General features: G+C 44.4%; 18 protein-coding genes. 13 read left to right on the top strand and 5 right to left on the bottom strand.

Translation table 11 applies throughout. From position 1 onward, the window contains the following. Positions 1-333: nitrous oxide-stimulated promoter family protein (locus AACR09_RS07705; protein ID WP_228011029.1), on the top strand; the 333-nt coding region annotated here is incomplete at its 5' end. Between the two features lie 154 nt (positions 334-487). Here the strand turns inward: AACR09_RS07705 and AACR09_RS07710 are convergent. Further along, positions 488-1,885, bottom strand: coding sequence for an MATE family efflux transporter (locus tag AACR09_RS07710; RefSeq protein WP_017079272.1), 1,398 nt, complete (start codon positions 1,883-1,885; stop codon positions 488-490). A gap of 50 nt (positions 1,886-1,935) precedes the next feature. Between AACR09_RS07710 and AACR09_RS07715 the strand changes: the two genes are divergently transcribed. The 3 genes from AACR09_RS07715 (at position 1,936) to AACR09_RS07725 (ending at position 3,818) form a co-directional block, all read left to right on the top strand. Then, complete coding sequence (locus tag AACR09_RS07715) at positions 1,936-2,829, top strand: helix-turn-helix transcriptional regulator (protein WP_193836288.1); 894 nt, start codon at positions 1,936-1,938, stop codon at positions 2,827-2,829. 129 nt (positions 2,830-2,958) lie between these two features. Continuing rightward, positions 2,959-3,306, top strand: a complete 348-nt coding sequence (locus tag AACR09_RS07720) for a winged helix-turn-helix domain-containing protein (protein WP_029222224.1) — start codon at positions 2,959-2,961, stop codon at positions 3,304-3,306. 176 nt (positions 3,307-3,482) lie between these two features. Next, positions 3,483-3,818 carry a winged helix-turn-helix domain-containing protein gene (locus AACR09_RS07725; RefSeq protein WP_017079269.1) on the top strand — a complete coding sequence of 112 codons (336 nt, stop codon included), beginning with the start codon at positions 3,483-3,485 and terminating at the stop codon, positions 3,816-3,818. A 163-nt stretch (positions 3,819-3,981) separates the two neighbouring features. Here AACR09_RS07725 and AACR09_RS07730 read toward each other — a convergent pair whose 3' ends face one another. Both AACR09_RS07730 and AACR09_RS07735 read right to left on the bottom strand, forming a co-directional pair. Next, positions 3,982-5,133: an MFS transporter gene (locus AACR09_RS07730; RefSeq protein ID WP_017079268.1), complete on the bottom strand. Its 1,152-nt coding sequence runs from the start codon at positions 5,131-5,133 to the stop codon at positions 3,982-3,984. A gap of 269 nt (positions 5,134-5,402) precedes the next feature. Beyond that, positions 5,403-6,428 (bottom strand): AraC family transcriptional regulator, encoded by a 1,026-nt coding sequence (locus AACR09_RS07735; protein WP_102503069.1) that lies wholly within the window; start codon positions 6,426-6,428, stop codon positions 5,403-5,405. Between the two features lie 303 nt (positions 6,429-6,731). Between AACR09_RS07735 and AACR09_RS07740 the strand changes: the two genes are divergently transcribed. Both AACR09_RS07740 and AACR09_RS07745 read left to right on the top strand, forming a co-directional pair. After that, positions 6,732-8,336: a long-chain-fatty-acid--CoA ligase gene (locus AACR09_RS07740; RefSeq protein WP_193836289.1), complete on the top strand. Its 1,605-nt coding sequence runs from the start codon at positions 6,732-6,734 to the stop codon at positions 8,334-8,336. After that, complete coding sequence (locus tag AACR09_RS07745) at positions 8,329-9,978, top strand: GMC family oxidoreductase (RefSeq protein WP_193836290.1); 1,650 nt, start codon at positions 8,329-8,331, stop codon at positions 9,976-9,978. Before AACR09_RS07740 ends, AACR09_RS07745 begins: the two co-directional genes overlap by 8 nt. A gap of 181 nt (positions 9,979-10,159) precedes the next feature. On the opposite strand, the gene trxC is transcribed toward AACR09_RS07745, so the two are convergent. Continuing rightward, entirely contained in the window at positions 10,160-10,594 is a 435-nt protein-coding gene (gene trxC / locus AACR09_RS07750; RefSeq protein WP_193836291.1) for a thioredoxin TrxC, read from the bottom strand. 122 nt (positions 10,595-10,716) lie between these two features. Here trxC and AACR09_RS07755 point away from each other — a divergent pair, with 122 nt between their 5' ends. The 5 genes from AACR09_RS07755 (at position 10,717) to AACR09_RS07775 (ending at position 14,822) form a co-directional block, all read left to right on the top strand. Next, positions 10,717-11,814 carry a ketoacyl-ACP synthase III gene (locus AACR09_RS07755; protein ID WP_193836302.1) on the top strand — a complete coding sequence of 366 codons (1,098 nt, stop codon included), beginning with the start codon at positions 10,717-10,719 and terminating at the stop codon, positions 11,812-11,814. A 51-nt stretch (positions 11,815-11,865) separates the two neighbouring features. Then, positions 11,866-12,330: a GNAT family N-acetyltransferase gene (locus AACR09_RS07760; protein WP_004731086.1), complete on the top strand. Its 465-nt coding sequence runs from the start codon at positions 11,866-11,868 to the stop codon at positions 12,328-12,330. A 99-nt stretch (positions 12,331-12,429) separates the two neighbouring features. Beyond that, positions 12,430-13,662 (top strand): glycosyltransferase, encoded by a 1,233-nt coding sequence (locus AACR09_RS07765; RefSeq protein WP_193836292.1) that lies wholly within the window; start codon positions 12,430-12,432, stop codon positions 13,660-13,662. Positions 13,663-13,914: 252 nt separating this feature from the next. Beyond that, positions 13,915-14,391 (top strand): YeeE/YedE family protein, encoded by a 477-nt coding sequence (locus AACR09_RS07770; protein ID WP_102461989.1) that lies wholly within the window; start codon positions 13,915-13,917, stop codon positions 14,389-14,391. After that, a complete protein-coding gene (locus AACR09_RS07775; RefSeq protein ID WP_102482673.1) occupies positions 14,391-14,822 on the top strand; it encodes a YeeE/YedE family protein in 432 nt (143 codons plus the stop codon). The genes AACR09_RS07770 and AACR09_RS07775 overlap by 1 nt, the downstream gene beginning before the upstream one ends. A 139-nt stretch (positions 14,823-14,961) precedes the next feature. On the opposite strand, the gene AACR09_RS07780 is transcribed toward AACR09_RS07775, so the two are convergent. Further along, positions 14,962-15,840, bottom strand: a complete 879-nt coding sequence (locus AACR09_RS07780) for an endonuclease/exonuclease/phosphatase family protein (protein ID WP_193836293.1) — start codon at positions 15,838-15,840, stop codon at positions 14,962-14,964. 303 nt (positions 15,841-16,143) lie between these two features. Between AACR09_RS07780 and nrdD the strand changes: the two genes are divergently transcribed. Together nrdD and nrdG are read left to right on the top strand one after the other, a co-directional pair. Next, a complete protein-coding gene (gene nrdD, locus AACR09_RS07785) occupies positions 16,144-18,264 on the top strand; it encodes an anaerobic ribonucleoside-triphosphate reductase (protein WP_102556086.1) in 2,121 nt (706 codons plus the stop codon). Positions 18,265-18,435: 171 nt separating this feature from the next. Continuing rightward, positions 18,436-18,903 (top strand): anaerobic ribonucleoside-triphosphate reductase-activating protein, encoded by a 468-nt coding sequence (gene nrdG, locus AACR09_RS07790; protein ID WP_102534117.1) that lies wholly within the window; start codon positions 18,436-18,438, stop codon positions 18,901-18,903. Positions 18,904-18,997 lie beyond the last annotated feature (94 nt).

An 18,997-nucleotide genomic window follows, 5' to 3' on the forward strand; every position in this document is an offset into this window, starting at 1 on the left:
ATGGTGCACATCTATTGCAAAGATCATCACGGTGCTGTTCGTTTGGACAACGCGTTATGTGAAGAGTGCGAGCAACTGTTGCGTTATGCTGAAACACGACTTGATCGCTGTCCTTATGGCGAGGCGAAGCCAACCTGCAATAAGTGTCCGATTCATTGCTATAAGCCTGACCCTAAAGAGCAGATGCGTTTGGTGATGCGATATGCTGGGCCAAGAATGTTACTCAAGCATCCGATTTTAGCGATCCGACACTTGATACATGAAAAACGAAAAGTGCCAGAGAAGCCATTGCCGAATGTGTCGAACCGCCATATCCGAATGAATAAGAAGTAACACATTGTTTACTGTGTGAAAGTATGTGTAATGTGAAAGTAATCGAAACAAAAAAGGTCTGATTATTCAGACCTTTTTGATGTAGATACACTTCTATCTAAGCTGGAATGCAGTTAGGTAGGTAGCTAGGCAGGTAGACAGCTAGACAGGTAACTTATGCCGCTTGAGGCTCGTCGTAGGTCACTGTGAGGTTGTTGATCCAGCGTCGGCTCAAGTATCGGTGTGAACAGATGGCCAGTTTCACCACTTCTTCTACCAACATCAGACCATAGATGTATTTGAAATCCCATCCAGCGACAAATGCGCCGTAAACACACACTGGAATCCCAACCATCCACATCGCGATGAAATCCATTCGCAGGCAAAAAGCGTTATCACCACCAGCACGAATAATACCGTTAATGATCACCATGTTGAGCATACGAATGACTACTGCAAAGCACATAATAGTCATTGCAGGTGCAGCGAGTGGGTACAATGCATCGGTAGAAAGGTTTAGCCATGATAGAACATGTTCTTTACCCATAAACAGTAGCAACCCAACGACCGCGCCAAAACCAACAACGGCTTTAATGAAGGTTAGACCCATGCTCATCGCGTCATCAAATTCATCACGGCCTAATGAATGGCCTAACAAAACAGAACACGCCACTGAGATACCAAAGAAGATCGAGTAACACAGCGATTCAAATGGTGCGAGCATCGAGAACACCGCAAGCTCAGTCGTGCCCATGTGACCGAAAATCATTTGATATGCCATGGTACCCATTGCCCACAACACAGCATTCATCGTCAACGGCAAAGCAATGCGACGGTAAGACAACCACAATGATGGGCGATGTGGTGAGCTCGGTGTCGTTAATAACCAATGTTTACGCATACGCATGTAGCTATACATCAAGCCCACTTGAATCAATCGCGCTAAGGTTGTCGCCAATGCCGCACCTGCGACGCCCATTGCTGGAATGCCGAAAGCACCTTTAATAAGAATGAAGTTAAGCGCAATGTTGAGTGCGATGGTAACGCCACCTAATAACAGCGGGGTTACGGTGTCACCTGATGAGCGCATGCTTGCTTCTACCACGACAACAATGTGAGTCAGAAGTAGAACAGGGAAGCCATACCATAGGTAAGTTGCGCCAAGTTCAATCACGGTTTGATCGCTGGTTTGCAACATCATTAAAAACTGAGAACCTAGAGTGATGATTGCAGTAACAGGCAGCAAAACTTTTAAGCCAAATATCATCGCAATCGATGATACTGTTCGTGCGCTTTTTCGGTCATTCTTTCCCCAGTATTGAGCGACTAATGTACCGTTTGCTGAGGCCAACCCTGCCATAATCATAATAGCAACGAAGTGCCATTTTGACGCAATTCCCACAGCCGCAGCTGCTTCCATACCATAATCACTGACCATTAATACGTCAGCAAGGGCAAGAATAGCGACAAGCGCACTTTGCAAAGCAACAGGTAAACCAAGTTTAACGATACGAGGTAAGATGCTCTCTGGCTTGTTATTCATAGATGAGTTAGGGTTGATGTTAGTTGTCATAAGCTCTCCGATTTATGGCAGAACTATAGTGTTTTGAGCGAAGTAACAACATGTTTAAAAAACAACAAAACCTGTGCGAATCCGTCATTGAGTCAATGGGGCCAAAATCTACTTGGCACGATGACGTTTTTCTTGCCGAACAGTGCAAAGAACGTTTTTTGACCGTTGAAGATATCCCAGAGATGAAAAGCTTTGGTGTCTATATGGGCGGTATGGCAAAGCTATACGATGGTTATTGGGTTGAGCGAGAATCCGTCAATGTTCATACGTTGATTTTTACTCAAGAAGGGGGCGGAATTCTAACCACTTCAACCTCGGTACAAGCGATTACGCCTTATACGCTGGTGGTTCTTCCTGCCGAAACCCCATTTCGTTTTGAACTTGATTCTCAATATAATTATTGGAAAATGGCGTGGATGTTGACGCCTGATACGCAGCAATGGCAGCACATAGCAAGTTTAGGTCAGGGGATTGTGCCGTTCGGGGAGTGTGAGCAGATCTGGTCATTAATGAACTTGGTTTACTTTGAGATAGGAGGGCGAGCCAGTTACCGTAAGTTGCTTTTGAGTGAAATCATCCGAACGTTGACGGGGTTTGAACCCAAATCGACCAGCACCACCGCACGTGTTCAAGCACTCTATAACGAGATTGAAAGCAGTCTGCACCAGCCATGGACTGTCGCAGGGATGGCCGAAAGGGTATTCATCAGTGAAGAGCAGCTCAATAGAGTCACCAAGACGCTATTCAACCTCTCACCACGCAGTAAATTGATTCAATTACGCATGGATAAAGCCACCAGTTTGCTGAAATATCAAGATTGGTCAGTCTCTATGATTGCTAATCGGTTGGGCTACAAAGATCCTTATAACTTTTCACATCGTTTCAAAAAACATTTTGGTTTGTCACCCAGCCAATATCGAAAAAGCCATCGACTTCTTGGTTAGCCTTGCTTATTTCCTCGATCAATTACGCAAGATCAAGCTTTGCAGTAATATTACTGTATTGAGCTATCTATCAATTTAGTATTTTTGCTCTATTCGATAGTATTGGAAATATCTCAGAGACGACTGCTTATGCAACACGAGGAATTAATGCACCAAGTTATCAGTGAGACGGATGATTTAGCTCTTCCGTCGAAGCTCATTTTAAACAATAAAGAGTTTCAATCAGGCACTAAAATCGTACGCAAGCAGGGTTGTGGTTCAATAATAGGAACGCTTGCTGAGCCTCATCGTAAAGTACTTTTCTATCTTTACCTGAACAGAGGCCAAGTGGTGAGCAAGCAAATTTTGAAGCGTGTAGGCTGGGCAGGTAAAGCGGTGACATCTGCATCTGTGTTGGTTGCTATTTACGAGATAAGGAGGATTCTTGACTGCCGTTGTATACAAACCGTTTCCAACGAAGGGTATGTCATGGAGTAATAAGTAATCTTCTATTGATATCCTGTTAATATATTAATAATAAAAATTTAATCTCTTTACCGTACGAATTCCATTGATTATCGTCAAATCTAAAACGTCCACTTATAAGCGACGTTATATAAATACAACTGAATCTGACTTTGTCGCTGGCTATATAGTAAGGGAATGATATAAAAATGGACTCTTATCCTGCAATAGAAACGAACCACTCTGAAAACAACGTAGTACTTGAACTAAACGGTAAAATTGTTGAACTCAACACCAAACTCATTCGCAATGTTGAAAATGGTTACGTACTGGCTACCATGCCTTTGGCGTACCGAAAGATCATTTTATTTATGAATCGACATCGAGGTGAACTGTTCAGTGTTGGCCAATTAAAGAAGATTGGCTGGGAAAGTGAGAAAGTGACCAACTCATCTGTGATTGTTGCGATATCTGAAATAAGATCATTATTCGGAGACGGATTAATCATCACGATTACTGGTGAAGGTTACGTGTTTCAACCTTAACATTTGAAATAATAGGTTTTATTTCTATCTATTATTGCTGTTTTCTATTGGTTTTTTGTCGATCTTTCCTCCAGACGACATAAAACAAAAAGGGCTCTTAATTTAGACGGGAAGTCATAACTAAGAGCCCTAGTGATACAGTTCTTGTGCCTGCCTATTTGATTTACTCGCCTGCAATCTGTAAAGGAGAACGCTTTAGGCTAGCAATTAGCATGTAGATGGTTGTAGCGAGTAGAGACGCGAACAGGTAAGTGAATAATCCTGCTTGTGAATCCATAAAGCTATCCGCAACCAATGGCCCTGCTACAGAGCCGATGCTGTAACACAACAACATAACTTGAGTCACTGAAACTAAGTAGCTCGGGTCTAAATTACGACAACCCAAGTTAATCGCAATTGGGTAAAGTGCAAATGTCGCCATACCTAACACAAACAAGCTCATACCAAGAACGTAAAAATCATGGTTGATAGTGAGCACACCAATGCTTGCAACCCCTAGTAGGCAGAACAGAGCCATTAATAACACTTGTCCTATGTGATGAGATAACCACGTCACCATCGGTTGAACGGCCATACCACCCATAATCACTAACGCCATCAAACCGCCAATGTCTTGGTGTGCGATGTTGCGCTGAGCGAGTTCTACAGGCATCAAGCCATAAATAGACCCAAGTGTTAACCCAGATACAATACAGCCAATCAAAGCGCTGTGGCTTAGCTTACTGATTTGTTTCAGTGATAAAGACTGCGCATCGTGAATTTGTGGTGCTGTCGCTTGTCCGTACATCAATACAATGATTGCTCCAAACAGCAGGGTGAACATTGCAATGAAAGGCACGCCGCCCGTAATACCAAGGTATCCGATGCCAAGTTGACCAACGGCCGAACCGCCATATAACGAACACATGTAAACCCCTAAACGTTTCGCACGTTGAGATTCTTCACCGCTCATTAGCCAAGATTCCACAATCACAAAGATCCCAGCGACTGAGACACCCGCGACGAAACGAGCCAACAACCAAACTGATTGATGTGGCGCCAACGGTAATACAAGAATTGTTGCGATAAATACGCTAAGTGCAATGACGAACGCGTCTTTGTGACCAACGCGAGCGATCGCACGCTCAATCAATAACGTACCCGCTAAAAGGCCTGCATAAAAGGCACTCGCCAACCAACTCGATAGATTACTGTCTAAGCCATATTCAGACAGCATTAATGGTAATGAACTCATTAAGTAGCCTGAAGCGATCGCGTAAAAAGACAATGCAATAACAGGAACAGTTATGCGAGTTGTTGGTTGGATGTTGTCCAATGCAGGAGCCTCTAAATAGTAAAAGAAACGATGAATTTTCCGCGACTATGGGGGAGAAACCGAATTGGGTAAAGCGAATAAAAATGGTCGTTAAGATAAAAGAAATCTATCGTTCATCTAAACTAAAATACCATTGCGACATTTTATGATTTGGCAAGATTTTATGCGGTCGAAAAGCTGTTAAGCCTTTGTTCGTTGGTTATTTAATTTGGAAGATGATAGGCCTCTAATTTTCCATCATTTGGATTTAATTTAGGTATCAAAAAACATTATCCGATGTCTTTACGGTATTGCCTTGGAGAGCTTCCGCTCCACTTACGAAAGGCATGCCGAAAGTTCGCACTGTCCGAAAAACCCACTCTATCGGAGATTTCTTCAATACTCATATGCGTCGATGAAAGATAGTGCCTAGAGAGGTGAAATCTCACGTGATCCAATATTTTCTGATAGCTCGTGTCTGCGGCTTTGAGGTGTCTACGTAGTGTTCTAGAAGACATTCCCAATTCTGTGGATAGCGCTTCAATGGAAGGGTAACAGCCAGGCCTTTCAATAAACATCTGTGAGATCTTCTCTTTAAGGCTGGTGGGCGCACTGACTCTAGCCAACATGTCGTCACAAGATTTCAAACACATTTGTAACGTGATTGGGTTAGCCGTTGGTAAAGGTGAATATAGGCGTGTTGCATCGAACTGCCACTCAAGCTGCTCGCAATCAAACTCTACACGGCAACGGAAAATCTCCTGATAGAGATCGCCATAAGTAGGTTTAGGGTAAGGGAAGCGGATCACAAGAGAGGGAAACGGCTGTTGTAGCACTTCTTCACATAAACTTTGAATAGCGGAAAACCAATACTCACAACAGAAAGGCAACAAAGAGTCGAGCTCGATAAGTTGCTCAGCGCGAAAGTATCCGGTTTGATGTTCAACGGACATGGTCTTCTTGAGAACAGGGCCCGCAAGACGCAGATATTTGAAGCCCATTAAAAGAGCGTCTAACAGTGTCTCACTGCTGAACACTGCGTAACCCAACACACCAAAATCACTGAATCGGGCTTCCTGTCCAACTTTTAGTCCTAACCCCTCTACGTTGGAACTCTCAAGCGCGTTACTGAACACCGCTAATTTTTGTGCGAGCGTGATGTGGGTATCTGGCGTATTGAGCTGGAACTCATCGATGTTACTGCCTTTCAATAACGTATCGACTGTCAAGGATGATGAAAAATATCGAGACAATAGTTGAAGATCAAGAATACCAAATGCCTGCATATCCGGTTCGTAAACTGCGGTGTATTCCATAATATGCCTCTTGTTGAGTGTCCTTATTCTATCTTAACCACGAACATCTTTTCGTCGGCTGTGTTGCAATTATGTCCGAATATCACCGTTTTTTGTCTTTTTGCAATCTTTGCAGAATGTTATCAAAATGTTGTAATTTAATAAGCCATACACGGACACGTGTGCATAGGGTCGAAATAACAATAGATTAGAAACGAAAGCAAAGAGCAAATGAACATAGGTTAAACACATATTCGAAACAAAATACAACAACGTCTACGGTGACCGTGACTAACAGGTCTAAGCCGAATAAGGAGATCATGGATGCACAATCTTGCTGTTAACTTGGAGCGCAGCGCTTCGCTTTTCCCAAATAAAGTCGCTCTGCGAATGGGGACGGATGAAGTCAGCTTTTCTCAGTTGGAACAACTTTCTGGAAACGTCGCCGCTAATTTAAAGAGGCTGGGGCTCAAGAAAGGAGATAAGGTCGCGTTGTCGTGTCCGAATGTCACGTATTTCCCGATTGCCTATTATGGGATTCTGAAAGCAGGCTGCGTCGTGGTGCCTTTGAACGTGTTATTTAAAGCAAGAGAGATCGCTTATCACCTTAATGACTCTGACGCGAAAGCCTATTTATGCTTTGAGGGCAGTGAAGAGCTGCCCATCGGTCGCTATGGCTTACAAGGTTTCGAACAGGCAAACCATTGTGAACACTTTGTCGAAATGCCCATCCCAGCCGGCGCAGACACGACTTCAAAAAGAAACGAGCAGCATGAATCAATCGCTGACTGGTTAGCACAACCTTTGATTCCTTTTGAGTCTGTGGCTTGCCATGGTGATGATACCGCTGTGATTCTTTATACTTCAGGTACGACAGGTCAGCCAAAGGGAGCTGAGCTTTCCCACACCAACATGCAGACCAATGCGATGTCGTCACAGTATCTAATGAGATTGGAATACAGCGACACGACAATGGCCACACTTCCTCTGTTCCACAGTTTCGGCCAGACAGTGATGATGAACGCGAGTGTGTTGACGGGTTCAACCATGGTGTTGATTCCTCGTTTTGAACCATCACTGGTTATTGAACAGATCATCAGCCATAAAGTCAGCGTGTTTGCGGGCGTTCCTACTATGTATATCGCGTTATTAAAGGCGGGAGAAGAGTCTCCTGATAGCTTAGAAAACACAAGCAAACGCTCTGAACAGGTTAAACACAGCTTGAGGTTGGGTGTTTCTGGCGGTGCTTCTATGCCACTTGAGGTTATTCGACAGTTTGAGTCTCGCTTTGAGCTTCCAGTATTAGAAGGCTATGGTTTATCAGAAACAGCGCCAGTTGCGACCTTTAATCATATTGATGGTGACCGATTGTCTGGCAGTGTGGGTCAACCTTTGTGTGGTCACCTTATCAAGATCACTGATATACAAGGCAACTCTGTTGCAATGGGTGAATTGGGCGAAGTCTGCATCAAAAGTCCAAGTGTCATGAAAGGCTACTATCAAAGGCCAGAGGCGACAGCAGAAGCGATAAGAGACGGTTGGTTCCTAACAGGAGATATTGGACGCACCGATGAGCACGGCAACTTGTTCATTGTTGATCGCGTTAAAGACATGATCATCCGTGGGGGTTACAACGTGTATCCGCGCGAAATCGAAGAAGTATTGATGTGTCATCCTGATGTCGAAATGGTCGCGGTTGTGGGTGAACATCATGATCGCCTAGGCGAAGAAATTCACGCTCATGTGGTGCTTCACGAACATACACAATGTGATAGTGCAGCTCTGATTACATGGTGTCGTGAGCAATTGGCCGATTACAAATATCCGCGTAAGGTCTTCATTCGCAAAGCCTTACCCATGACAGCAACCGGCAAAATATTGAAGCGCGAATTGCACCCACTAAAAATAGCGGAGATGACTAATGGATAGTTATGATTTTATTGTTGTTGGCGGTGGTTCAGCGGGGTGTGTCATGGCTTCTCGGCTGTCGGAAGATCCTAATGTCACTGTTTGCTTGTTAGAAGCGGGCGGTAAAGACACGAGTCCATTCATTCATACACCCGTTGGCGTGGTGGCTATGATGCCAACCAAACTCAATAATTGGGCTTTCGAAACCGTTGAACAGCCGGGTTTAAATGGTCGTAGAGGCTATCAGCCGAGAGGTAAGACACTTGGTGGATCTAGTTCTATCAATGCCATGATGTACGCTCGTGGGCACCGTTCCGACTACGATACATGGGCAAGCATGGGTAATGCGGGATGGAGCTATGATTCGTGTCTGCCTTACTTTAAGAAAGCCGAAAACAACGAAGTTCATCAAGATGAGTTTCATGGTCAAGGTGGTCCTCTTAATGTGGCAAACCTTAGATCGCCAAGCCCAATGCTTGAACGCTACTTAACGGCCTGTGAATCGATAGGCGTACCTCGCAATGAAGATATTAACGGTGCGGCTCAGTTTGGGGCGATGCCGACCCAGGTCACTCAGTTAAATGGTGAACGATGCAGCGCTGCCAAGGCTTACTTAACGCCAAACCTTTCACGATCGAATCTCACGGTCGTTACTAAAGCCACCACACATAAGGTCTTGTTTGAAGATAAGGAAGCGGTTGGCGTTGAATATGGCTCGGACGGACAGCGTTATCAGGTCAGGTCCAACAAAGAGGTGATTCTATCTGCTGGTGCATTTGGTTCTCCCCAGTTGTTATTACTGTCTGGTGTCGGTGCTAAAGACGATTTGGAGGCGCATGACATCGAACAGGTTCATGAGTTGCCTGGAGTGGGCAAGAACCTGCAAGACCATATCGACTTAGTGCATTCGTACAAATGCAGCGAAAAGCGCGAAACCTTCGGCATCTCGTTGCAAATGGCCTCTGAAATGACCAAAGCTCTGCCGCTATGGCACAAAGAACGCCGTGGCAAGATGAGCAGTAATTTTGCAGAGGGGATAGGTTTTCTTTGTTCCGAAGATCATATCGCGGTGCCGGATTTAGAGTTTGTATTTGTGGTCGCTGTTGTCGATGACCATGCAAGAAAAATCCATACCAGTCATGGTTTTACGTCTCATGTCACCTTGTTGCGTCCGAAAAGCAACGGCAGCGTAACGCTCAATAGCAATGATCCTTATGATCCGCCTAAGATCGATCCTGCGTTTTTCAGTCATCCTGAAGATATGGAGATCATGATTAAGGGCTGGAAGAAGCAGTATCAAATGTTAGAGAGTTCGGCGTTTGATGACATCCGTGGCAATGCTTTCTACCCAGTGGACGCCAGTGATGACAAGGCTATCGAGCAAGACATTCGCAACCGTGCAGACACTCAGTATCACCCGGTCGGGACCTGTAAAATGGGCCCTAGTAGTGATTCATTAGCCGTGGTAGATAACGATCTTAAAGTTTATGGATTGGATAACTTAAGAGTCATTGATGCTTCTGTGATGCCGACATTGATTGGGGCAAACACCAACGCGCCAACCATTATGATTGCTGAAAAAGTTGCAGATCAAATCAAAGAGCAATACGGGTTAGGTAAGCAAGCATCTAGTATTCAAGCGAAAGGCGAAGCTGTGGTTTAATTCAAGAAGTTAAATGATAACCATAAATAAAACTGTAGGTTAGATAGTCTTGATTTGGTAAGACTCTCTAACCTATTTTTGTGTGCTTACTTAGAATAAAGCCAAAGCTAATTCAATAGCTTAACCAATAGCTTAACCAATCGCTTAATCAATAGCTTAAACAAAAGCTTAAACAATAGTGTTACTTGGTTAGAGCTTGATTAAGCCACTGATCAAATTGACCTTTTGGTAATGCTCCGTTAATTGTATCGACACGTTTACCGTCTTTAAACACCATCACGGTCGGAATGCTTCTGATTTGATACATTGCTGCAAGCTGCTGCTGAGCTTCAGTATCAATCTTAACGAATCGAACATCTCCCGAACGCTCATTAGCAACGTCACTGAATACTGGCGCAAAACCCACGCATGGGTTACACCATGTCGCCCAGAAATCGACAACCACAGGCTGTGAACTGTTCAAGATAGATTGGAAATTAAGTGACGTTCCCTCGATGGGAGCGTCATCGAGCAATGCTGTTTTGCATTTACCACAAGTTGGGCTTTCTGAAATTCTTTCTGAAGGAACTCGGTTTACGCCATTACAAGAAGGGCATCGTGTGTTGAATGTAGACATAACTTTCTCTTTTTATTGTAACTCCGTTGCTAACGCGATTTACGAATCACGCACGGAGCGCTTATACTGTTTAAAACTAGAATACGATACTTAAATAAAAACAAACAATAAACAGGTAAATGATGACAAAATTTTACGCCGAAATTACTGGCTGGGGAAAGTGTCTACCACCAGCCGTGCTGTCCAATGATGATCTAAGCACTTTCATTGATACGTCTGACGAGTGGATTCGAACTCGAACTGGTATCGAAAACCGTCGTATCAGTCATGTAAATACCTCTGAGCTAGCGACTGTTGCAGCGAAACATGCCATGGCGTGTGCTGGCCTAACAGCCGAAGATATCGATCTCGTGATCATCGCGACGTGCAGCCCAGACTCACTTATTCCAAATACCGCATCTAAGGTTCAACAGAACTTAGGCATTAAGAGTGCAGCGGCTTTCGACCTTAACGCAGCGTGTACTGGCTTCATCTACGGCGTTGAAACGGCAACTCGATTGATTCAGGCTGGTAATTACCGCAACGCCATCGTTGTGGGTGCTGAGCGTCTGTCATTCTTCATTGATTGGACCAAGCGTGACACTGCGGTTCTTTTCGGTGACGGCGCTGGCGCTGTGGTTCTATCACGTACTGAAGAGCAAGTGGGTTTACAAGAAGCTCAAATCGGTTGTGACGCCGAAGGCCGCGATATTCTAGCGGTACCAAAATTCGGTACTTCTATGGACCGCTTTGCGGCTGACAACGGTTACTGGGACTTCGATTTCGTTGGTAAAGAGATCTTCAAACGCGCAGTGAAAGGCATGGGCGCAGCGGCACACACAGTCTTGAGCCGCACAGGTATCTCAACCGACAATATCGACGTTGTGATCCCGCACCAAGCCAACATCCGAATCATCCAAACTCTGTGTGATATGGCGGGTATTGATCGCGAGAAAGCGTTTATTAACATCCAAAACTACGGCAACACATCGGCCGCTACTGTGCCAATTGCATTATGTGAGTCGCTAGAGCAAGGTTTCGTTAAGCCTAACAACAACATTCTTGTTGCGGCATTTGGCGCTGGTTTAACTTGGGGTGCTGGCCATATTAAATGGGGCAGCCGCGTTGAACCGCTAGGTCAATCGGATGCTAAACTTCCTGAGGCCGATAAATCTGCTTTGGAGCTTCTAGAAAGAGCCATTTTACACTGTAAAACGCACCCAAACTCAGCGACTGAATAACGCTAATGAGCGACGTATTATGGGTAAAGTGTTTTGAGTAAAGTGCGCCTTATGAAGAAAGCCGACCTCGATGGGGCGGCTTTAGTTCACCAAGCAGCCTTTGTTCGACAGCAAAATTCGCGAGAGTGGTTACAATGTAACTTAAGCGCTTCACCACGCTTTCTTAACTTTGTTGCTGAAAGCGAAGGTGAAATTGTTGGCTACATTATTTGGGTTCAGAAAAGTGGCTTTAGACCGGAAGCAGTATTGGAGTTGGAACAACTCGCTGTTTTGCCTAGCGCTCAAGGTCAAGGATTGGGTAGAAAGCTGATTCTTGATTCCCTTCCGCAAGTAAAGCAGCAGCTAGCGCAGCAAGGTTCGGCACTAAAGCATGTTCTGGTTACCACTAGAGCAGACAATTTTGCACAAAAACTGTATCAGTCGACATTAGGCGCTGAAGTCGAAACCACGATTTCAAACCTGTATTCTGCTGATGAAGTACTTATGATAGCTCGCAATGTAGGTGAGCGAATCTGATCGCTGAGTTTTTAGAACTAATTGTAATCAGCGGTATAAATCGACTTACGTTTAATTTGGGACTTTTACAGTCCCTTTTGTTATTTCTTAGGAAGTGTTTTGAAGAAAGTTTTAGCAATTGGCTACGTTTGGCCAGAACCGAATTCATCGGCGGCGGGCAGCCATATGATGTCTCTTTTACGTCTATTTAAGAGGCAAGGTTGGTCCGTTGAGTTCGCAACGCCAGCTCAAGAAACCGAGCACATGATTGATCTCTCTGAAGAGGGCATCACAAGCCAATCTATACAGTTGAATTGCGACAGCTTTGACCAGTACATTGAAGAGCTACAACCCGATGTCGTGATGTTCGACCGTTTTATGATGGAAGAGCAATTTGGATGGCGTGTGGAGAAGGTATGTCCGAATGCATTTAAGTTATTGGATACCGAAGACTTGCAGTTTCTACGTAATGCACGCCACGAAGCCGTTAAGAAAGAGACTGAACTAACCAAAGCGCATTTGTACAGTGACTTGGCTAAACGTGAAATTGCCGCGATTCTACGCTGTGATCTTTCGTTGATCATTTCAAGCTATGAGATGGAGCTGCTTCAATCTGAATTCAATGTCGATCCTAAACTGCTTCATCACTTGCCGTTCATGGTTGATCTCAACACTCTACCTGAAAGCACGAAAAGCTTTGAAGAACGTAAGCATTTCATGACAATAGGCAACTTTAGACACGCACCGAACTGGGATGCCGTACTTCAGTTACAGAAGATTTGGCCGAAGATCCGCAAGCAGCTGCCTGACACTGAACTTCATATTTATGGATCGTATCCGCCACCGAAAGCCACGGCTTTGCATAACCCTAAAACCGGTTTCCATATCAAAGGCTGGGCAAAAGATGCTCAAGAAGTGATGGAGCAAGCTCGTGTGTGTGTCGCGCCACTGCGTTTTGGTGCGGGCATTAAAGGTAAGTTGCTTGATGCGATGAAGCTTCAAACTCCAAACGTGACCAGTGAAATTGGTAGTGAAGGCATGTTGCCGCAAGGTGATTTGCAATGGCCGGGCGCGGTTGCAGACGATATTGACGAGTTTGTTGAACAAGCTGTTGCTCTTTATAACGATGAAGAGAACTGGCTGAAGGCACAAAGCCAATGTCATTCGATCCTTGAAGCGCACTATGAGCAGAATCAACTGGGTGACACATTGATCGAGCGATTAACTGCGTTAGAGTCTGAACTTGAATCTCATCGACTGGATAACTTCTTTGGTTCGATGCTCAAGCACCACAGCATGGCGAGTACTAAGTACATGTCGCAGTGGATAGCAGAAAAGAACAAGACTAAGTAGCTTACACAATACAACCGAATCAAATCATAAGCCCTTAGGTTAACGCCTAGGGGCTTTTTTCATGACGGAAGCTTGTTAATTCCAGATTTACAAAACGACACATATCAGTGGTACATTAGCATTGACTAATTTATATTTATTAGTAAACTCTAATCTAAGTTTATTAGTAAGACCTAATTTAAGTTTATTAGTAAGACCTAATTTAAAGTTGCGACGAGTTAAATTTAAGTTTGTGGATGGGAGAGGTCAGTGATGAGTTTAATACCTTGGGATGCATTTTTCGGTGGCATGCTACTAGGCGCGTCGGCAATTATTCTGATGTTGGGGATCGGGCGAGTTGCGGGGATCAGCGGAATCGTTAGCCGCTTATTGCCGTCTAGAAACAACAAAAGATTAGAATCAGGATCTGAATCCAGATCGGACACCAACACAGAGAAAACCGAAAAACATTGGCGACTTGCTTTTGTTGTCGGAATGGTCGCGAGCGGTTGGTTATTGATTCCAACGGGCTACCAACTTCCGCAATTAGAAGAGATCAACTTCGCAGTGGTTATCATAGCCGGACTATTGGTGGGCTTCGGTACCAAGATGGCGAACGGTTGTACTAGCGGTCATGGCATTGTCGGAATGGCTCGTTTGTCTAAACGTTCAATTGTCGCAACCTGTGTATTTATGGGTGTCGCGATGGCAACAGTGCTGGTTAAAAACCTGATTGGCTTGGGGGCATAATGAAAAACTCTTCATTTACTATCGTTATCGGTTTACTCGCAGGTCTTCTGTTTGGGGCAGGAATGATCATTTCAGGCATGGTTGATCCTAACAAAGTACTCGGCTTCTTAGACATTACCGGTAACTGGGATATCAGCTTGGCATTCGTGATGGGTGGCGCGCTATTGGTCTTCACTCCGTTTTATCATCTGGTCATTAAAAAGCGCGCTCAAGCCGTCAATGGCGAACCTTTAGATAGCCGTAACAATCCGTTGATAGACAGAAAGCTGATTCTTGGCTCTACAGCGTTTGGCTTAGGTTGGGGGATTGCAGGCTTTTGCCCGGGGCCTGCAGTAACCAGCCTTAGTGGCGGTAACCCTACTGTATGGCTTTTCGTCTTAAGTATGCTGGTGGGGATGTGGCTGGCGGGTCGAACCAATAAGAGCTGCTAACAGTGCGCCTACCATTTATTGCATGGCTGAGAGGATTCGCTCTTATCTGACCAAACAGAGAGGCTGACCCGCTTTCAGTAAAAGCCAGTCAGCCTCTTTCTATATCTACTGTTTTCTATTATTTGCACTTATCTATAACTTACTGTTTGATCGTTGTTGAAACTGGACAGTGATCACTGAGTTTGTAGTCCAGAACGTCTTGCGTTCCAAACACCTTTTGTTTCGCAGGAGAGGCATCTAAGGACTTGCTCACAACAATATGATCAATCACCGAACGAAATTGATGCGTGCGATGGTTATTGCGGTTTGAGCGTACTTTACAATCTGCTCGAGTTTTTCTTGTTGCCAACTGAGCATCGGTATTTTGCGCCATATCTTTCCACATCCAATCTCGTGAGTAGGAGAGGTTATGGTTAAAGTCGCCCAGAATCGCGTAGTCTTCGCCTTTGCGTTCTCTTTGCTGTATCCACTTATTCAGTTGCTTAGCTTGGTCTTTAAGTCTTGAACAGTCACGGTTCGACTTGTAAGCGCCACTGCATCCGGCCTTTAAGTGCACTGACAACATGTGAATTGGATTTGAATCCGTTTCCACAACCATATAACTGGCAAATCTGAGCTTGCTGTTAGCACTCGTTTCCAGAGGAAAGTCAGCGTAGTCGGTGAGTGTGATTCCTTTACGAACCGCGAAGCCCGTATATTGGTTCACTTCTTTGAATTGTCGGTTACTATTTTTGGGCAATGCACGGTCAGACATCAATATTTTGTATTGATCGCCAGCGATGCGTTGAATGGCATTGACGTCATCGACTTCTTGAAAGGCGACCACATCCGCATCTAAGGATTGAAAGTATTCTTCAAGTTTGTCGAAATCAGCTTGATCACGTTGGGCAGAAAACTTATTCACAGCCTCGTTGGTTGATAACCATTCGATATTCCAACTGGATATGGTCAAAGGTTCAGCAAATGTCTGGCTACTGAGTAAGCAAGCTAACATTATCCACTTTTGAAGTCGTTTCATCCCAAATATCCCTAATTTTGGTGTCCAATATAGTTGAGCCGTTATCCTACAACACTTACCAAAAATTCAACTCTTTTTAGCAGTTTTTTTATTGTTACATTGTTTCTTTTCGACTTGAGAACTCACGTAATAATATTGGATTTATCTTGTTCAGCGTGCGCGTTTTATTGATCCAAATCAATACTCAAAGTTTGTGGTTCTCGTTAAATACGCCACAATATCTAGTGTTAGTTAAACGATAAATCGCTCTATATAGTGTGTTTGTGGATAAGTCTGTGAATACCTCAAGAGTAAGGAGAAGTGGTGAAATCAATCGTAATCAAGCGTGATGGCTCAAGAGCTCCATTCAGTAGAGATCGTATCCAAGCTGCAGTGGAAGCAGCATCAGACAAAGCCGATAAGGAAATTGCTATTTATGCTCTGAATGTGGCATTAGCAGTTGAGTTGAAGCTCGAAGACTACGATGAAGTTCATATTTCTGAAATTCAGACTTTGGTCGAGAATGAGCTAATGCAGGGACCGTATAAGTCTCTGGCTCGTGCCTACATTGAATATCGTCATGACCGCGACATCGCACGTGAAAAGCAAAGTGCTTTAACTCGTGAGATCGAAGGCTTGATCGAAGAAAGCAATGTTGATCTGATCAATGAGAATGCCAACAAAGACGGTAAAGTTATCCCAACTCAGCGTGACTTGCTGGCGGGTATCGTGGCTAAACACTATGCAAAAACTCACATTTTGCCGCGTGACATCGTACAAGCTCACGAGTGTGGTGACATTCATTACCACGATCTAGACTACGCACCGTTCTTCCCAATGTTTAACTGTATGCTTATCGATCTGAAAGGCATGTTAACGCATGGCTTCAAGATGGGTAACGCAGAAATCGACACACCTAAGTCGATCTCTACGGCGACAGCGGTAACTGCGCAGATCATCGCACAAGTCGCGAGCCACATTTACGGCGGTACTACGATTAACCGTATCGATGAGGTTCTAGAACCTTACGTTATGGCGAGCTACGAGAAGCATTTATCGCTAGCGAAAGAGTGGGACATTCATAGCCCAGAAACTTTCGCTATCTCTCGTACCGAGAAAGAGTGTTACGACGCGTTCCAATCTCTGGAATACGAAGTAAACACACTTCACACCGCTAATGGTCAAACACCATTCGTCACGTTTGGTTTTGGTCTAGGCGAAAGCTGGGGTTCAAAACTTATCCAGCAATCTATCTTGAAGAACCGCATTGCAGGTTTGGGTAAGAACCGCAAAACAGCGGTATTCCCTAAACTGGTATTTGCAATCAAAGATGGCTTGAACCACCAGAAGCAAGATCCAAACTACGACATCAAGCAATTAGCGCTTGAGTGTGCGTCTAAGCGTATGTACCCAGACATTCTTAACTACGACAAAGTGGTAGAAGTGACAGGGTCATTTAAAACGCCTATGGGTTGCCGTAGCTTCTTGAATACTTACGAAGAAAACGGTGAGTTGATTCATGAAGGCCGTAACAACTTAGGTGTTGTTAGCTTGAACTTGCCACGTATTGCGATTAACGCAAAACAAGATATGACTAAGTTCTACGAGCTGCTTGATGAAAAACTGAAGCTGGCTCGTCGCGCTTTAGAAACTCGTATTTCTCGTCTAGAAAACGTGAAAGCCCGCGTTGCTCCAATCCTTTACATGGAAGGTGCTTGTGGCGTTCGATTGAAAGCAGACGACTCTATTGCAGATATCTTCAAGAACGGCCGTGCTTCTGTTTCTCTTGGCTACATTGGTATCCACGAAGCAATGACTGCGCTTTACGGCACAGATGTTCACCTGTATGACGACGGCGAAATGCGTGCTAAAGCGCTTGAGCTGGTGGAATACATGAAGCGTGAAGTGGAATCTTGGACGAAAGAGACAGGTTACGCATTCAGCTTATACGGCACACCAAGTGAAAATCTATGTAGCCGTTTCTGCAGCATCGACACCAAAGAGTTTGGTGTGATTGATGGCGTAACAGACCGTGGTTACTACACCAACAGTTTCCACTTAGATGTGCAGAAGAAAGTGAACCCATACGACAAGATCGATTTCGAGATGCCTTATCCTGAAATTTCTAGCGGTGGTTTTATCTGTTACGGCGAATTCCCGAACATGCAGAAGAACATCGAAGCGCTAGAAAACGTATGGGATTACAGCTACACACGTGTTCCTTACTACGGCACCAACACGCCGATTGATGAGTGTTACGAATGTGGTTACAACGGTGAGTTCGACTGTACAAGTAAAGGTTTTACATGTCCTAAATGTGGCAACCATGACTCAACCAAAGTGTCGGTAACGCGCCGCGTTTGTGGTTACCTTGGTAGCCCAGATGCACGACCATTTAACTTCGGTAAACAAGAAGAAGTTAAACGCCGCGTGAAGCACCTTTGATCTAACGAAGGATCTTAGTAAGGTCTGCGATTTTTAGCGAGTTCACTTAGAAGAGCTACGTTTCAAGAAATAAGATTGGTATCGGCGCTATGTCGATACCAATTCTTTTGTTTCAGTTGTTACAACACTTCCTTCAAACTATTAAGCAATAACGAGTTTCAATACTGCCTTATGAATTACCATCAATATCACCCAATCGACGTTGTAAACGGCCCAGGAACACGCTGCACTTTGTTTGTGTCGGGTTGTGTGCACCAGTGTCGCGGGTGTTATAACCAATCGACGCAACGATTGGACTCTGGGCATTTGTTTACTCAAGAACTGCAAGACCAAATTATCGCTGATCTCAATGATCCGCGAATCAAGCGCCGTGGCTTATCGCTTTCTGGTGGCGATCCTCTGCATCCTGCAAACGTGTCTGAAGTGCTTAAGCTTGTTCAGCGTGTAAAAGCAGAATGTGAAGGTAAAGATATTTGGATGTGGACTGGCTATGAGCTCGATGAGCTAGATGATAAACAGAAGCAAGTATTGGAATACGTTGATACCCTGATTGACGGTCGTTTCGAACAAGATAAAGCGGATCCAATGTTAGATTGGCGTGGTAGCTCAAACCAAATCATCCATCGGTTCCAGGTTTAGTGGACTAACGTAAATTTACGACATACTACATGAGTACAAATAGTTAGCCTCAGCCCCTCTGCTGAGGCTTTTTTATTTTATGACGTAGTTAAAT

It is taken from the genome of Vibrio sp. OPT20 (assembly GCF_963889365.1).
GTDB classification, from domain to species: Bacteria; Pseudomonadota; Gammaproteobacteria; order Enterobacterales; family Vibrionaceae; genus Vibrio; species Vibrio splendidus.

Excerpts from the sequence above, each read along its gene's own strand:
- AACR09_RS07710 (WP_017079272.1), bottom strand. The coding sequence starts at position 1,885 with ATGACAACTAACATCAACCCTAACTCATCTATGAATAACAAGCCAGAG.
- AACR09_RS07715 (WP_193836288.1), top strand. The coding sequence starts at position 1,936 with ATGTTTAAAAAACAACAAAACCTGTGCGAATCCGTCATTGAGTCAATG.
- AACR09_RS07720 (WP_029222224.1), top strand. The coding sequence starts at position 2,959 with ATGCAACACGAGGAATTAATGCACCAAGTTATCAGTGAGACGGATGAT.
- AACR09_RS07725 (WP_017079269.1), top strand. The coding sequence starts at position 3,483 with ATGGACTCTTATCCTGCAATAGAAACGAACCACTCTGAAAACAACGTA.
- AACR09_RS07735 (WP_102503069.1), bottom strand. The coding sequence starts at position 6,428 with ATGGAATACACCGCAGTTTACGAACCGGATATGCAGGCATTTGGTATT.
- AACR09_RS07740 (WP_193836289.1), top strand. The coding sequence starts at position 6,732 with ATGCACAATCTTGCTGTTAACTTGGAGCGCAGCGCTTCGCTTTTCCCA.
- AACR09_RS07745 (WP_193836290.1), top strand. The coding sequence starts at position 8,329 with ATGGATAGTTATGATTTTATTGTTGTTGGCGGTGGTTCAGCGGGGTGT.
- trxC (WP_193836291.1), bottom strand. The coding sequence starts at position 10,594 with ATGTCTACATTCAACACACGATGCCCTTCTTGTAATGGCGTAAACCGA.
- AACR09_RS07755 (WP_193836302.1), top strand. The coding sequence starts at position 10,717 with ATGACAAAATTTTACGCCGAAATTACTGGCTGGGGAAAGTGTCTACCA.
- AACR09_RS07760 (WP_004731086.1), top strand. The coding sequence starts at position 11,866 with ATGAAGAAAGCCGACCTCGATGGGGCGGCTTTAGTTCACCAAGCAGCC.
- AACR09_RS07770 (WP_102461989.1), top strand. The coding sequence starts at position 13,915 with ATGAGTTTAATACCTTGGGATGCATTTTTCGGTGGCATGCTACTAGGC.
- AACR09_RS07775 (WP_102482673.1), top strand. The coding sequence starts at position 14,391 with ATGAAAAACTCTTCATTTACTATCGTTATCGGTTTACTCGCAGGTCTT.
- AACR09_RS07780 (WP_193836293.1), bottom strand. The coding sequence starts at position 15,840 with ATGAAACGACTTCAAAAGTGGATAATGTTAGCTTGCTTACTCAGTAGC.
- nrdG (WP_102534117.1), top strand. The coding sequence starts at position 18,436 with ATGAATTACCATCAATATCACCCAATCGACGTTGTAAACGGCCCAGGA.